Source organism: Calothrix sp. FACHB-168 (assembly GCF_963889195.1).
Lineage (GTDB): Bacteria > Cyanobacteriota > Cyanobacteriia > Cyanobacteriales > Nostocaceae > Aulosira > Aulosira anomala_A.
The window spans coordinates 1-16,244 of the sequence record NZ_CAWPNJ010000055.1 but is presented as its reverse complement, the minus strand read 5'-3'; the positions used below and the strand labels follow the sequence as shown (position 1 = coordinate 16,244).

The window sequence follows — 16,244 nt, the reverse complement described above, 5'->3', positions numbered from 1 at the left end:
AAATTTTTTCGTGAATGGTTTAGTTGAAAATTGGCATAGGGCATGGGGCATGGGGCATAGGGCATGGGAAAGACAGATTTTAATGCTTGGTTGTGCCAAAACCTAGCGTGAATGACAGACTTGAAAATAGCGTTGACTGTTGACTGTTGACTGTTGACTGCTGACTATTGACTCTTAATAAAAGATTTTCATGTTTGGTTGTGAGATTTTCTCGTAGATAGCTGACATGAAAGATTAATTTTCTCCTTGTCCCTCTTCCCTTGTCCCCCTTCCCTTATCTCCCGTTGTCTGCAAACAAAAACCCCTCAAGCTTTAAATATTAGACGATTAGGGGTAGGGTTTTAAGAATAGATCGGCTTCAGCTTCTCTTCGTCTCCTCAATCCTTGCTCAACATTTGTTCCCGGATTGCGATACTTAATGAAAGTTTCGCGCATATTAGCCCAATCACGATTATTTATGACTCTGGTCATGGAATCGAAGCCAGAAGAGCCGTAGAATTTACTCCCCAAGTTGTAACCAAAGCTGAGTAATGCCCCTTGTTGGTGAGGGTTAAGTTCGCCCCAGCAAGGTATTCTCATTAAATCGGGTAAGTAGCTTGTTTCCAGCTGATAAATCAACAGATCGTCAGCTTCTTGTTGGGAAATACTCTCTCCCAGATACCAGGGGCTACCGTCACGTTTCCTCGTCGTACCCCAGCCAATTGTGATTGGTAGCCCTCCACTTAAAGGATCGGGGTATGCTTTAAGATAACAACCTTCAAACTTTTTAATTAGCTCAACTCCACACATAGGTAGTTTTGTGGAGAGTTGTTTAGTTTCGACGAGCTGGTTTGGTGCGGTACCGTTCCTGCTGATAGGATTGTTCTTAACCTTAGCCAGAATCTCGTTAGTACTGAGATACTGTACTGAATCAGCGTTGAGGCTGGTGCTATCACGATCCTCTTCGTCGTCTTGCCAGAAATTGACCGCAGAATTTAAGTCAGCTTGCCCATCTGAGTCCCCTTGGGTTACTTGTTCGTTATTGCTTTGTTGTGGGGCAGAACGCTCTTGTTCCCACTGCTGTTTTTCAGCTTGAATGCGCTGTTTCTCGGCTTCTAGTTCCTGAAGTTGGGCTTCATATTGTGCCCGTAACTGCAACTGCTCGTTGAGATTTTCTAGAGCAAGTTCTGCATTCTTTGAGACTGTTTCTTGTGTTTGCTTACTACTTCCCTCTTGTCGTTCTGTTAACTGAGAAATAAAGCCCTGTACATCTTGCTGAATATACTGTTCGACTCGTTCGGCAAAAATGGTGTAGGCCTCGGAGTGGTTATTATATTGACGATAGGGGCCAGCCATTTGGAAAAACTGCCACCCTTCAATTTTCAAGCCTTCAGCAGTATTACGATAGCTGCGGTACTTCTCACCATGACCAAAAAACTCTTCAACCGCAGCAGAAACGGCTACTACCTGACTTAAACCAAAAGCCGACCAGCCAACAATTTCTTGCCACTTCTGGTTCCCTTTCTCAAAACCAATGAGTGCAGGGACAATTACCCCACCAATGATGGTAATCATTCTGAGGTTATGATGGGCATTGCGTTCTTTGGTGGCTCGCCCCTCCAACCACATCACTTGATCGAGCCAGCGATTTTTCAGAAAGTCTTTGCGCAAGTCTGACAAGTCGAGTCGGTCAATCAGTCCATAGAAGGTCTGTTTAAGGTATTGACTATAGTCGTTTTTCTTAGCCATAGTTTTAAATTTCTCAAAAGCTTCTAGCTATAGTTAGATAAAAATAATGGTTACTCGTTCTTGCGGGAAAAATTCCCGATATGGACTTTTTTTGCTATTTTTGTATCCTCAAGGTAAATTAAGTAGACAGTAAATGTTTAATAGTCTGGGTTAACTCCTCTACTTCTGCTTCTAAATCAATTGTTTGTAACTTTCCCGATGCAGCTAATTTTTCAGCACGTTCATCTGTGGCTTCTCCATGTAGTGCAGAGACAAGTTTATCGGCTGTTCTACCGCTACCTGCTATTACCATCACCAAACGTCCGGCGACGACGCTATTAGCCGCATCCAAAAAGGTAATTTCGCCACCATTAATCAGCACTGTCACCGAGGGTGCGCCACCAGCTAGTATGGTTGCTACTTTGACGATCCAAGGAGACTCATCGCCCCAATTATTACCGGGAACTAAAACAAAATGAGTATGATGTGGCTCTAGGGGTGCAGCATCATCAGCAACTTCAGTTTGATTTGGTAAAATCACCTTTCCTATAGGTGCTACGCCAATCAGAGGAAATGTAGACTTGGTTTGCTGACGAGCATTACCTATCAGTTGCATCACTCCTGCATCTGTACCGCCATCAACAACATAGGCTCCTAAACTCTCGGCTATTGGGGCTAATACTTCCACAAACAAGCTTTGGATACGCCCAAAATCTGCTGCGCTAATCTGACTTGCACCACCGACGATCACTAAAATAGGACGCGAACCAATTAGCCCCATTTGCTCAAGCACATTAGATAATTCTGTAGATTCAGAGACTCTAGCGGCTGTTGCTGTTTGCCCTTGGTCGAAACTCAGGCTAAGAAATTTTTCCATGACTTGGAATTTGAAGTGTAGAAAGTCACGCTCATTATTCCACAAGAATTTGCTTTGTCGTCATAAATCTTACATAAACACATCCTACAATGGGTAGAGATTATGTATTACTTTATCAGAAATTTATGGTATCTTTACTTAAGCAACATGAATTTATACTTTTTTTTCATGAAAAACCTGTAGAGTACTAGAAAATATACTGTAATAGTATTCTGTTATAGTTAGAACTCAAAACCGTAAATCTTCGTATTTGTAACGTACTCAGCACTCACACTCTTTATCGGCTTAATTTGCTCAGATGGTTTGAGTATCGCTCAACTCAGTCCAGACTGACTAAAAAAAGCAGATGAAAACTTTTTCAAAAGATGACGGGAAACTAACTCCGCAACTGGGGTGAGAGAGATAGACATCCCGTAGCTGCTATTTGTCATTTGTCAGTATTAAGTAGCAAAAACAACTTGCCACTGATAGTTCATCACGGGTGGGGATGAGTCTAACTGTCCTGCTATGTGCAGTTCAGGATAGCTTTCCATGTAAGTATTTACACATCTAATAATTTATTTCGGTCTTAGAATCGATTATTTTGTTTGTATATAAAATCACAAATTATTGAGATGAGTAAAAGTAATTGTTTCGATAGATTCAAGCTTTTGTCTGTAGTAACAATAGAGACTTTAGCTCAATTTTTATTGATACCTATAATTACCAGCAATCCCACTCTGGCACAAATCGTGCCGGATGGGACATTGGGCAATGAAAGCTCCCGCGTGACTGGTGATGTCACAATTAAAGGTGGTGCTGCTGATTTGATAGAAGGTGGCGCACTTAGGGGAAGCAGTCTGTTTCACAGCTTTACAGAATTTAATATCAACGAAGGGAAACGAGCTTATTTTGGTAACCCGACAGGAGTTGAAAACATTTTCAGTCGTGTGACGGGTAATAACGTTTCTAATATTTTGGGAACATTGGGCGTAAATGGTAGCGCCAATTTATTTTTACTCAATCCCAATGGTATTTTGTTTGGGAAAAATGCCCAGTTAGATATTCAAGGTTCGTTTTTAGCAACTACAGCCAACAGTTTTCAGTTTCCTGATGGTAGTGAGTTTAGTGCAACGAATCCCCAAGCAGCGCCACTGTTAACAATGAGTGTTCCTGTGGGGGTGCAGTATGGTTCTCAGCCAACGGCGAGTATTAGTAATGAGGGAAATTTAGAAACTGGAAAGGATTTGACTCTGAGTGCAGGAAATTTGGATTTGCAGGGACAACTCCAGGCTGGTGGTAATTTAACTTTACAGGCGCAGGATACTTTAAAGGTTAGAGATAGTGTAAGCAATCCTTTTATTGCGGCTGCTGGTGGAAAACTGGTGGTGCAGGGTAATCAACAAGTCGATATTTTTGCTTTAAATCACCCCAATAGTGGCTTTTTCTCTGGAGGGGATATGGTGTTGCGCAGTAGTAATGCGGTTGGTGGCGATGCACATTACTGGGCTGGGGGTAATTTTACCATCGAACAGTTAGATGGCGATTTGGGTAATCTGTTAAGTCCCAAAGATCCGGTGATTCGCGCTAGTGGGGATGTGAGTTTTGGTAGTTATAAAGGTGCTTCTTTGCACATTTTGGCGGGTGGAAGTGTCACTATTGAGGGTAATGTTGAAATCACTGGTGAAGACACAAGCAATTTTCTTAAAGAAACCATCACGCTGTCAGATGGAACAAAATTAGAGATAGATGGTAGTAATAAACCAACACTAGACATTCGCGCAGGTGTAAGTTCTGGTGCTATTGGGATTCCTATATTTATAAGCAATCCTCCCATTGGAAACAGTGGTACAATTCCTACGACAACCAATACTCCAACAGATGCCAATATCACCATTAACGGTGGTATTTATAATACTTCAGGTGCTGAGTCTAACAGTGGACAAATATTTATAACTAATCAGTACAAGCCCAATAATGAATTGGCGGGTGATATCACAACTGGATTAATTAGCACTTATGGTGATGTCACCATCGATTCGCGAGGTGATATTGACACTCAGGGTGAGATTAATACTACTGCTCAAAAGGATAAAATTGGAGGCGATGTCACGATTCAAGCTGTTGATGATATCCATGTCGCTAATATAACAGCTACTAGTATTAATGATAATGCTAATGATAGTAACAAATATTTTAGTACTATCTATATTAACTCTACCGAAGGGTCTGTTTATTTAGATAATTCTACATTAAGTAATAGCAATACTGGTTCTGGTTATGCAGGAGATATTATTATTAAAGCAAGTAACGAAATTTCTCTTTTTAATAAGAGTGAAATATCTAGTCAAGGAAATTATGGAAGGATTTTTATTAATGCCAACACTCTAACTTTGAATAACTCATCGATTACTACAAAGACTGAAAAGGGAGTTGCCGGTGATATTAACATCACGGTACAAGACTTCTTGCTACTGCGCGATCGCAGCAACATTATCGCAACAGGTGTTGAAGGTGATGGCGGTAATATCAAGATTAATGAGAATGCTAAAGCTGGATTTGTGATAGCAGTACCATCAGAAGATAGCGATATTCTTGCCAATGGTGTGGGTGGAAATGGCGGCAAGATTAAGATTAGCGCTAACCGCATTATAGGTTTTAAAAACTCTCAAAATCGGGGAAAGTTGGATCTGAATAACATTGATCAAAACCGTATTAGCGATATCAGCGCCAGTTCTGATATTGGGCAAGATGGAGAGATATCGCTTGATACGCTCAGTATTGACCCTAGTCAGGGGCTTGTAGCACTGCCTACTGACTTAACAGATGCCTCTGGATTAATTGCTCAAGGCTGTGGCGCTGGCGGTGGTGGTAGCGTGGCTAAGGGGCAGAGTGAATTTGTGATCACTGGGCGAGGTGGACTACCGCCTAGTCCTGATGATGCTTTAAGTGCGGGGGCTGTGTCGGCTAGTTGGGTTAATCGTGATACTGATACATCAAGTAATAATAATGAAAAAGATTCTGTGAAAGCGGCGAATGTGATGGAATTTTCATCCGGTGGGACTAAGCCTTTAGTGGAAGCAGTAGGTATGGTACGGAATAGCAATGGTGACATTGTGTTAACGGCTAAACCGACAACGGCTACTCAGCTACAGTCTCGGTTATCTAGTGCATTCTGTAGTGTTAAGTAGACATTTGTCATTTGTCAGAGACGCGATGAATCGCGTCTGTACAATTTTCATTTGTCATTTGCCAGAGACGCGATGAATCGCGTCTGTACAATTTTCATTTGTCATTTGTCATTGGTGCAGGCTTATGGGTTTTCTAGCTTAATTTACAGGATGGTTGATTTAGTTGAAAGTAGTTTGCCTAAATTTCGGGATTTTTCAGCAGGTTTTTTGCTGGTGAGAAATTTAACAGTATAAATTTAACAATTCATCGGGTGCTGACATTGCAATGTTTATTTTACCTATATAGAGAATTTTTATTATGAATCGTTTATCGGACTGGCGATCGCGCAGTCTATATTCTCACAATTCTAGATACAAGTCTTCTGTGTCTTGGCGCAAGATGTTGATGCTGATGACAGCAATGATTCCTAGCTTTCAGGTGGAACGGTTAGCGGCGCAAGTCCCACCAGTGGAAGTTAAACCGCCTTCAGGACAACAGCAGCCAAAATTAGAACCGCTACCACCTTTACCACCACCAGAACAACTCTTACCCAGTTCGCCGGGTACTATCACTCAACCAGAATTTACTCCGGAGGCGCTACCTGAGACGTTAACAGTCGAAAAATTTGAGTTTGTCGGGAATACGGTGTTTAGTACGGAAGAATTAGCAAAGGTGGCTGCACCTTATACTAAACGCTCAATAACTTTTGCTCAATTAGTAGAGTTACGCTCTCAGTTGACAAAATTATATGTAGATAAAGGTTATGTTACATCGGGAGTAATCATCCCACCCCAAACTATCAAGGCTGGGGTGGTGGTGATGCAGGTGGTAGAAGGAAGTTTAGAAAAGATTAATGTTACAGGTACGCGCCGCCTCAATCCTAGTTATGTGCGCGATCGCTTGGCGATTGCTGCGGGTAAACCATTCTCACGCGATCGCCTTTTGGAAGGATTGCAACTATTACAACTCGATCCCCTGATCCAAAGTGTTTCTGCGGATTTACAAGCTGGGATCAGTCCGGGGACGAATATCTTAGAGGTGAAGGTTAAAGAAGCCAATTCTTTGAGTGGCGATATTGTCTTAGATAACGGACGCAGTCCTAGTGTAGGTAGTTTTCGGCGGCGAGTTAATCTTCATGAAGGTAACTTTTGGGGATTGGGAGATAGTTTAAATATTGGTTATACCAACACCGATGGAAGTAACGGCTTTGATATTAGCTATAGTCTGCCACTTAACCCGCGCAACGGTAAGCTAACTTTTTCCTATGGAAATACTAATAGTAATGTTATAGAAAAGCCTTTCAATGTATTAGATATTACATCTAAATCTAGTTATTATGAGTTAAATTTCCGGCAACCAATTGTCCAAACTCCTAGCCAAGAATTTGCTTTAGGACTTACCGCTAGCCACCAGACTAGTCAAACCTTTTTAGGTGTTGATGGTATTGGTGGGTTTCCTCTGGCGACTGGAGCGGATGAAGAAGGACGTACCAGGGTTTCGGCTATCAGATTTGTCCAAGAATGGACTCAGCGCAGTAGTCAACAAGTCATCGCCGCGCGATCGCAATTTAGCCTGGGATTAGGTATTTTAGACGCAACTATCAACAAAGATGCACCAGATAGTCGCTTTTTTAGCTGGCGCGGACAAGGACAATGGCTGCGTTTGTTAGCGCCTGATACTTTGTTTTTGCTACAAGCTGATATGCAATTAGCAGATCGCGAATTATTGGGATTAGAACAATTTGGGATTGGTGGACAAACTAGTGTCCGGGGATATCGTCAAGATCAGTTGTTAACAGATAATGGCATACAAGCAACGGCGGAAATTCGCTTACCAGTTTTGCGAGTTCCTCAACTGCAAGGAGTTTTGCAACTCACACCTTTTGTTGATGTTGGTACTGGCTGGAATAATGATGGCGCAAATCCTAAGTCCAACACTTTAGTAAGTACCGGTATTGGATTGCTTTGGCATCAAGGTAATAACTTAACAGCGCGTTTAGATTGGGGAATTCCACTCACATCAGTTGATTCTAAGGGGGACACATGGCAAGAAAATGGTTTGTATTTCTCTCTCATTTACAAACCTTTTTGAGGTGGGGAAAGAGGGCATTATATAGTCAGATTTTTATACACAAATTTAATTCGTTGTTTGGACAACGGCAGAAAATTGGCTATGTTATTTTGGCTGGTTTAACTGCTTTATTATGTATATTTACTTCACCTGTTATTGCCCGCGATACCTCAAATCAAGGGTTTAACCCACCCCAAATTGCGATTCTTCCTCAGGAACAAGAAGCGAAAAATTTATATACAGCCGGACGATTTAGCGAGGCGGTGACGGTGTTGCAGCAAGCTTTGCAGGTTTATCAAGGTAATAATGATACCATTGGACAGGCGGTTGTTCTGAGTAATTTGGCTTTGAATTTTCACCAATTAGGACAGATACCAAAAGCAACCGAAGCCATTGAAAATGCGATCGCATTAATCCAAAAAACTCCTGATTCTCCCCAACGTTTAACAGTTTGGGCGCAAGCTGTAGATGTCAAAGGTGGTTTACAACTAGCACAAGGTAAGGCGGAAGCTGCATTGTCATCTTGGGAGCAAGCTGCATCATTTTACCAAAAGCTGCAAGATAGCAATAAAGTTACCCTCGTCACTATTAAGCAAGCACAAGCTTTACAAACTTTAGGACTGTATCAACGGACAATTTCCACGCTGGAGAATTTAAAAACAACTCTGCAAAATCAACCAGATTCTTTAATTAAAGTCGCTAATTTGCGCAGCTTAGGTGATGCTCTTTTGGTTGCAGGGGATTTAAAAAAGGCGGATGAGAATTTACAAGCTAGTCTGAAAATTGCTCAACAACTACAATCGCCTGAAAATATTGCTGCTACTTATTTGAGCTTAGGTAATCTGGCTCGCGCTCAAAGTAAGAATAAAGAAAAAAATAATCAGCAAGCTCTGGGTTTTTACCAGCAAGCAGAGGTGATAGCGAATACTTCAAGCATGAAGGCTCAAGCCCAAATTAACCGCCTGCGCCTGCTGGTAGCAATGAAAAAATGGCCAGAAGCACAAGCACTATATCCGCAAATACAAAGTCAAATTGCTAACCTGCCTGTAGGTCGTCCGGCGATTTATGCCCAGGTACAATTTGCTCAGAGTCTCCTCGAATTAAGGCTGAAATCCTCTAGCCCTAGCCCAGAAACAATTGGTCAAATTCTGGCTGTGGCTCGTCAGCAGGCGGAACAATTGCAAGATGTACGGGCAGAGTCTTTTGTATTAGGTAATCTGGGACACTTGTATGAAATGACTCAACAATGGGCGATCGCGCAAGATTTGACGCGCAAAGCACTGAATTTATCTCAGTCAATTCAAGCACAAGATATTGCCTATCGTTGGCAATGGCAACTAGGGCGGATTCTCTGTCAAGGACAAAAGCAATGCGACAACCAAAAACAATTTCCAGATGCGATCGCTGCCTACACCGAAGCATTTAATAGTCTACAAGGTATCCGGGGTGACTTGATTGCCAGTAATGCAGATGTACAATTTTCCTTTCGGGAAAGTGTCGAGCCTCTATATCGCCGCTTAGTAGATTTGCTGCTACAATCGCCCACCTCTAGTCAAAGCAACCTCCAACAAGCTCGCAATGTCTTAGAAGCGCTGCAAGTTGCCAAATTGCAAAACTTTATGCAACAAGCTTGTCAAGATAATAAATTACAACTTGACAAGGTGATTGATACTAAAGACCAACAAGCGGCGGTGATCTATTCAATTATTTTAGATGACCGCTTAGAGGTGATTGTCAAATTTCCCAATAATCCAGATTTATATCACTCTCCATCTGTCAAAGTAGGCAAACAGGAAATTGAGGCTACCTTAAAGCAACTCTATGAAAATCTCAAGCTAGTGGGTACTTATCAAGAAGTACGACAGGATGGTAAAAAAGTCTACAACTGGCTAATTCAACCAATACAAACAAAACTAGAGCAAGGCAAGATTAAAACTTTAATTTTTGTTTTGGATGGGTTTCTGCGCAAAATTCCGATGGCAAGTTTATATGATGGCAAACAGTATCTCATGGAAAAATATGCCGTCTCTTTAGTTTTAGGGCTACAAGTGCGCGATCCCATGCCTTTGCAAAGACGAGAAATTAAGGTGTTAGCAGCTAGCTTGACTGAACCACCAAAGCAAGTTAAGGGCTTTTCCCGACTAGCAAATGTGCAAAAGGAAGTAGCAGAAATTAAAAAGACAGGCGTAGATGTTAGTGCTATTGCTGAAGAACAATTTACTAATAAAGCCTTCAACACAAAGCTCAATACTTCTAACTTTGATATCGTCCATCTAGCAACTCACGGTTATTTCGGTACTGACAGAGAAAACACATTTGTGCTGACAGCCGACGGAAAAATGAAGTTAGACGAATTCGATCGGTTGTTTCAAAGACAAGGACAAAAACGCACCAAAGCAATTGAAATATTATTTCTCAGTGCTTGTCAAACAGCAGCAGGTAACGATCAAGCAGTCATGGGGATTGCGGGAACTACAGTTCAAGCTGGAGCTAGTAGTGCGATCGCTAGTTTATGGGATCTGGACGATCAATCCAGCGTCTTCTTCGCCAAGGCTTTTTATCAAAACTTAGGAAAACCTGGTGTCAGCCGAGCCGAAGCACTACGCCTAGCACAACAGGCTCTATTTAAAAATCCTAACTACGATCATCCACGGTTTTGGGCACCCTATGTTCTAGTAGGTAGCTGGCTTTGAACGAAAATAGACCGATACATCTGGCGAATTAGGGGTAATAACCCTCGCTTATCCCGACGAAATCCCGCCCTCACCCTCAAGGGTGAGGCTAATCGAACAAAGCCTGCCTCCGCAGGCTCGATTTCTCTAGCCTGCGGAGGCAGGCTTTGTAGATTTAGCCCCAGGCTTATAGCCTGCGGGCGATGTGTCGGGTAAGCAAGAAAAGTGTTTGGATCGACATTATTGAGGATTCTAACCCACCATTTGCCAGCTGTATCCTATAAGAAGTCTGGGATCTAGCAACCCTAAAAATACTTAGAGACTTCCAAATAAAAAAATATACAACTATTTATTGTGGGGTGGGCGTCTCGCCCGCCCATAGTCAAAGGCGGGCAAGACTTCGGCGTGAGCGCTCAGTCGAACGCTGCCCACCCCACAAGATTGGATAATTTATTTCTTGGAAGTCCCTTAAATGTTTTTTTTAATTAAAGCGAATTTCTATACTTTGATAAATCTTAGTTGATGATTAAAATAACGCTAGCAAAAATATTTTTGAAAAGGTAAAGTATTCTATTTTACTGTTCAGACATTATTGAGCAAAAGTGAGCAATCTAGTTTATGTATACTATTATTGCTAAATAATAACTTAGACTAAATTAAATTAAAGCGATCGCGATCGCATTGAAGCGATAACAATCCCTGCTTCCATCCAGACTATATACTCTCACCGATTGCCATTGAGAAAAACTGTCAGACTTCTAGCACTGAAGGATGTTAAGCAGGGTGAGACACATCAATTTTTTTCTATCAGCTTGATATAGAATGAAACTAATTATAGTCGGCTATCAGCTTTTATTACTTTAGATAGATTTGCTGAATATTCTGATTTGTTCCCTATTTATCCAAGATAAAATAACTAATCTACAATCGCTTTGTTTAGCTAATTGAGGCTAATTTTGCTGCAATTAGCTGCATCAAAGGAGAAGCCACCTTGAAGGGAACGATGCTGCGACTTTTGCCTTATGCAGTAGCAGTTTTGGCAGTTGGTAGCGCATTACTACTGACTTTCTTGTTAAAGCCACTACTCAGTCCAACGATTTTTTTACTGTTTTTTGCTGCTGTGGCGGTGAGTGCTTGGTACGGCGGGATGAAACCAGGGCTATTAGCTACGGCTTTAGCAACTATCTCTGTAGCATACTTTTTTTTGGAGCCAATATCTTCACCGTTAATTTACTCTTTTGATAGTCTGTTGCGCTTAATCTTATTTGTACTGGTAACAACGCTGATTAGCTGGCTAAACTCTCAGTTACGCAGTGCTAAGTGTCGTCTCGAACAAAGTTTGCAGCAGCTACAAGCTAGCGAAGCCAGATTTAGACGTTTGGCAGAGTCTAACATTATTGGGGTGGTTGTAGCTGATATGAAAGGGGCAATTTTGGAAGCTAACGATGCCTTTTTAACAATGTTAGGTTACACCAGAGAGGAATTGTTATCGGGAAAAATGCGCTGGCGAGAAATGACACCGCCAGAATATCAAGAAATTAGCGATCGCGCTATTACTGAATTACGTAATCAAGGTTTTAATCAACCATTTGAAAAAGAATATTTTCGCCAAGATGGTAGTCGCGTTCCCATTCTCATCGGTTCTGCCTTATTAGCCAGTGGTGTAGAAGAAGTTATTAGTTTTGTGCTTGATTTAAGCGCAATTAAACAAACAGAAAATGAATTACGCGAAAGTCAAAATAGATTTCATGCCTTAGCTGATGCTACCGTTGAAGGCGTGTTAATTCACGCCAATGGTAAAGTCATAGATGCCAACCCCGCTTTTGCAAAAATGTTTGGCTATAAAATTGATGAAGTTATTGGCATTAATATTACAGAATTTCTCACGCCAGAATCGCGCCAATTACTGCAAGATAATGGGGAAACTCCTTATGAAGTCACGGGTGTAACTAAAGAGCAAAATACTATAAATTTAGAAATTATCGCCAAAAATTCTCTATATAAAGGTCGTAATGTCAGAGTTTCGGCATGGCGTAATATCACCGAAAGAAAGCAAGCAGAAGCAGCAATTCGCCAAAGAGAAGAACAACTCAGATTAATTACTAATGCCTTACCCGTCTTCATTTCTTATGTCGATAACCAACAACGTTATCAATTTAATAATCGTCATTACGAAGAATGGTATGGCATAAAAGCAGCGGAATTTTATGGCAAGAAAATTCAAGAAATTGTCGGCGATTCAGTCTATGAGGAAATCAGTGATTATATAGATACAGTATTATCGGGATTGCGCATCAATTACGAAACTCAAGTTGATAGTCCAAAGATGGGAAAACGTGATGTTAATGTCACTTATATTCCCCAATTTAATCAACAATCGGAAGTAGAAGGATTTGTGGCTCTGATTAACGATATCACAGAGACAAAACAAGCTCAAAAAGCCCTACAAGATAGTGAAGAAAGGTTTAGAAAATTAACAGAAAAAGTTCGGGTAATTCCTTGGGAAGTCGATGCAAATACCGGACAATTTACCTATGTCGGGCCGCAATCAGAAGAGATTTTAGGTTATCCTGCAACAGAATGGTACGCCACAAATTTTTGGGAAGAACATATCCACCCAGAAGATCGAGAATGGGCAGTTGAGTATTGTTTACAATCTGCTCTCACATTGGATAACTATGAATTTGAATACCGCATGTTGACAGCCGATGGCAGAGTATTGTGGATATACGACATAGTAAATGTCGTGCGCCAAGGAGAAAAACCGCAGATATTACATGGATTTTTGATTGATATTACCGATCGCAAACTCTCAGAGCAAGAACGGGAAAGACTGCTCATCGAAGCCGAAACCGCCAACCGCATGAAAGATGAGTTTTTAGGTATCCTTTCCCATGAACTACGTACCCCGCTCAACGCAATAGTCGGTTGGATACAGCTACTCAAAAAGCGCAAATTAGACGAAACTACAACCACCCGCGCTTTAGACACCATTGACCGCAATAGCAAGATCCTCGCACAATTAATTGAAGATGTATTAGACGTATCGGGAATTATTCAAGGTCAACTTTCCTTAAATCTGCGACCATTAGAACTGATACCCGTCTTAGAAGCCGCTCTTGAAACTTTACAACCAGCTGTTGCAGCTAAAGAAATTCACATCGAGAGCAGATTCGATCCAGCAGTGGGGTTAGTAATGGGCGATGTCAACAGATTGCAACAAATCTTTTGGAATCTCCTTTCCAACGCCGTCAAATTCACACCCAAAGGCGGTAGAGTTGAAGTGCAACTAGAACGCCTAGACGATCGCATTCAATTGCGAGTCAGCGACACAGGCGGCGGAATTGCCCCTGATTTCCTCCCCTATGTATTTGAACGCTTTCGCCAAGCCGACAGTTCCAGCACGCGATCGCACGGCGGATTAGGATTAGGATTAGCGATAGTTCGCCATCTCGTAGAATTGCATGGTGGTACAGTCGAAGCCCAAAGCCAAGGAATCGGCAAAGGCGCAACATTTATTGTTAATTTGCCGATGAAAGTCATTAGTCATTAGTCAATGGGCATGGGGCATGGGGCATGGGGCATTGGGCATAGCATTTCTTCCCATCTCTCTTTCTTCCTCTGCTCCCTCTGCTTCCTCTGCTCCCTCTGCTTCCTCTGCTCCCTCTGCTCCCTCTGCTCCCTCTGCCTCTTGCTCCTTCTGCCGCGACAACAATTAAAATAAAGATGACGTACATTCATCAGTAGCTTAAAGTGTCAGACTCTCTGCCATTGCGCGATCGCTACCTGGCTTTAATTGACGAAATTGTGGACACCACCCTCAAGGGCAAAATTAGCTCTGTAGAGCAGGTGTATCAAATGTTGCTCAAAGGGGTGAATCCTGGGACAGGAGAAGTATTTGAGTTAGTTTTGAGCGATCGCTCTACAGCCATCCAAAACCAAGTAGATGGGGAAAAGGATGAACTCAAAAAAGCTAAGGCTACCCGCAGTTTAAGAGCAATTAAGACTATTCAAACTCAATGGCAAAGGTGGCAAGAACACAACAAAGCTACAGAAGCGATCGTTTCTGCTGTCAAAGAAATCACCACAGCCGCAGCTGATGAACGGCTAGCAATTTTTCTTAGATTTACCGATCCCAATCAAAAGCAGCCCCTCAATTCTCAACAGCTACAGCAGTTGTCAAAATCTATACAGCAATTTTCTCAACCAGAATCAGATTTACAACATATATCCGACGGAATTAACCGAGGTTTAGCAGCTTGGCAGCGATTGCAAGAACATTTAGTTAGCTGGATGTACGAGCAAAATCAATCACTAGGGTTTGGTGGTGTACCTGGAGAAAGCGGCCCTTGGGCAACTTGGGCAAAGCAGGTAAATAGCCAAATACCCCATACCCTATTGCGTACCTTAGCAACGGAAGGTTCGGCAATTGAATTCGCCGCTAACCAGCAAATTACCTTGAGTGAATGGGTAGAAATGGCGTTAATTCTGCAATATTTGCAAAGGGGTTTAGTTAACTGGTTTGACCAACAAGCTTACAATGTGCAAGCTGGTTCTAAGTTATCGATTTCTACTTATTTAACCTTTGCAGTAATTTGGAGTCAATTAGCTAGCGGTTTTCACAACCTAGCCCCAGTTTACAGCAACGGCGCATCGCAAGTTATGCTGCAAATTCTCCGCAATTTTGCCCTGCGTCCTTATTTTCCCCTTTACGGCGGGATTTTCGCTTCATTTTCCGGTAACTATTTGCGGGATGCTTTAGATTATTTAGATGAGCCACTGCGGAGAGTCGAGAAAACCCAAGAAAAAGCGCGAATATTAACGCTATTAGGCTATTCACAACGGGCTTTAGGACAATATCAACGTTCTATCGAATTTCATCAACAAGCATTAGAAATCGCCAGAAATGCAGGCGATCGCCCCTGTGAAATTGCCAATCTCAATCACCTCAGCCGTACCTACGTGCAAGAGCAAGATTACGTGGAAGCTATTAACCACAGCCAGCGCGCCTTAATTCTGAGTCGTCAAGTAGGCGATCGCACCGGCGAAGCCAACGCCTTAATTAACTTAGGCTACAGCGAAGTTATGCACGCCCAAGAACTAGAACAGCTAGAACCAGAAACCTATGAAATGGCAATTAACTATTTACAACAGGGTTTAAAATTAACCGAACAATTAGGTGATATTCAAAGTAAAGCCTTGTGTTTTAGTAGCTTAGGAATTGCCCATTTAGTAATTGGCGAATCACAAATTGCCATTAAATATTTAGAAGAAGGTTTTAAAACAGCGCAAATATCTGGAGATTTATATCTCCAAGGACGCAATTTAGCTTACTTAGCTGAAGCTTATTATCAACTGCAAAATTTTGAAAAAACCATTTACACTGGTAGTTTAGGCATGTATCTTTTAGAGCAAATTGCTTCCCGTGAATGGCGACAAGCAGCCGGACTTTTAACAATTTTACAAGGGCAAATAGGAGAGGAAACCTTTACCAATTTCCTCCAACAAAATCGCCCGAAAATTATTGCAGTTATTGGCGTAGATGGCTATGATTACATTCCTCAATTATTAGCAATGTATAAAAATTGATCATCTGCAATAGAGGGTAAGGCAATGCCCATTGGTGTCAACTTAAGCTAAAAGCTATATACGGCGCGTGTTGTACAAATACCTCGCGCCCTCATCCCCTAACCCCTTCTCCCTGAGGGAGAAGGGGAATTAAATCTCTTGCTCCCCTCTCCCTGAGGGAGAGGGGCTGGGGGTGAGGG

General features: G+C 41.9%; 8 protein-coding genes. 5 read left to right on the top strand and 3 right to left on the bottom strand.

Translation table 11 applies throughout. The annotated features are described in order from the left end of the window. Positions 1 to 327: 327 nt before the first annotated feature. Both AACW45_RS29125 and AACW45_RS29120 read right to left on the bottom strand, forming a co-directional pair. Entirely contained in the window at positions 328 to 1,728 is a 1,401-nt protein-coding gene (locus tag AACW45_RS29125) for a DUF4231 domain-containing protein (protein ID WP_242045505.1), read from the bottom strand. 118 nt (positions 1,729 to 1,846) lie between these two features. Then, positions 1,847 to 2,584, bottom strand: a complete 738-nt coding sequence (locus tag AACW45_RS29120) for a hypothetical protein (RefSeq protein ID WP_190551093.1) — start codon at positions 2,582 to 2,584, stop codon at positions 1,847 to 1,849. 650 nt (positions 2,585 to 3,234) lie between these two features. Between AACW45_RS29120 and AACW45_RS29115 the strand changes: the two genes are divergently transcribed. From AACW45_RS29115 to AACW45_RS29100, 4 genes are all read left to right on the top strand, one after another. After that, on the top strand, positions 3,235 to 5,754 hold the full coding sequence (locus AACW45_RS29115) for a two-partner secretion domain-containing protein (protein ID WP_199331255.1): 2,520 nt from the start codon (positions 3,235 to 3,237) through the stop codon (positions 5,752 to 5,754). A gap of 298 nt (positions 5,755 to 6,052) precedes the next feature. Next, positions 6,053 to 7,825, top strand: a complete 1,773-nt coding sequence (locus AACW45_RS29110) for a ShlB/FhaC/HecB family hemolysin secretion/activation protein (protein ID WP_190636436.1) — start codon at positions 6,053 to 6,055, stop codon at positions 7,823 to 7,825. 53 nt (positions 7,826 to 7,878) lie between these two features. Next, positions 7,879 to 10,497 carry a CHAT domain-containing protein gene (locus tag AACW45_RS29105; RefSeq protein WP_242045506.1) on the top strand — a complete coding sequence of 873 codons (2,619 nt, stop codon included), beginning with the start codon at positions 7,879 to 7,881 and terminating at the stop codon, positions 10,495 to 10,497. Between the two features lie 970 nt (positions 10,498 to 11,467). Further along, the gene (locus tag AACW45_RS29100) at positions 11,468 to 14,029 is read left to right on the top strand and encodes a PAS domain-containing sensor histidine kinase (RefSeq protein WP_190636432.1); all 2,562 of its coding nucleotides are present in this window, start codon (positions 11,468 to 11,470) and stop codon (positions 14,027 to 14,029) included. Here the strand turns inward: AACW45_RS29100 and AACW45_RS29095 are convergent, their stop codons facing one another. After that, entirely contained in the window at positions 14,030 to 14,188 is a 159-nt protein-coding gene (locus AACW45_RS29095; RefSeq protein WP_190636430.1) for a hypothetical protein, read from the bottom strand. It abuts the gene before it with no gap. A 41-nt stretch (positions 14,189 to 14,229) separates the two neighbouring features. Between AACW45_RS29095 and AACW45_RS29090 the strand changes: the two genes are divergently transcribed. Beyond that, positions 14,230 to 16,065, top strand: coding sequence for a tetratricopeptide repeat protein (locus AACW45_RS29090; protein ID WP_190636428.1), 1,836 nt, complete (start codon positions 14,230 to 14,232; stop codon positions 16,063 to 16,065). The last annotated feature ends 179 nt before the right edge of the window (positions 16,066 to 16,244 follow it).

Bases quoted from the DNA above. Each gene is read 5' to 3' on its own strand.
- AACW45_RS29125 (WP_242045505.1), bottom strand. From the start codon at position 1,728: ATGGCTAAGAAAAACGACTATAGTCAATACCTTAAACAGACCTTCTAT.
- AACW45_RS29110 (WP_190636436.1), top strand. From the start codon at position 6,053: ATGAATCGTTTATCGGACTGGCGATCGCGCAGTCTATATTCTCACAAT.
- AACW45_RS29120 (WP_190551093.1), bottom strand. From the start codon at position 2,584: ATGGAAAAATTTCTTAGCCTGAGTTTCGACCAAGGGCAAACAGCAACA.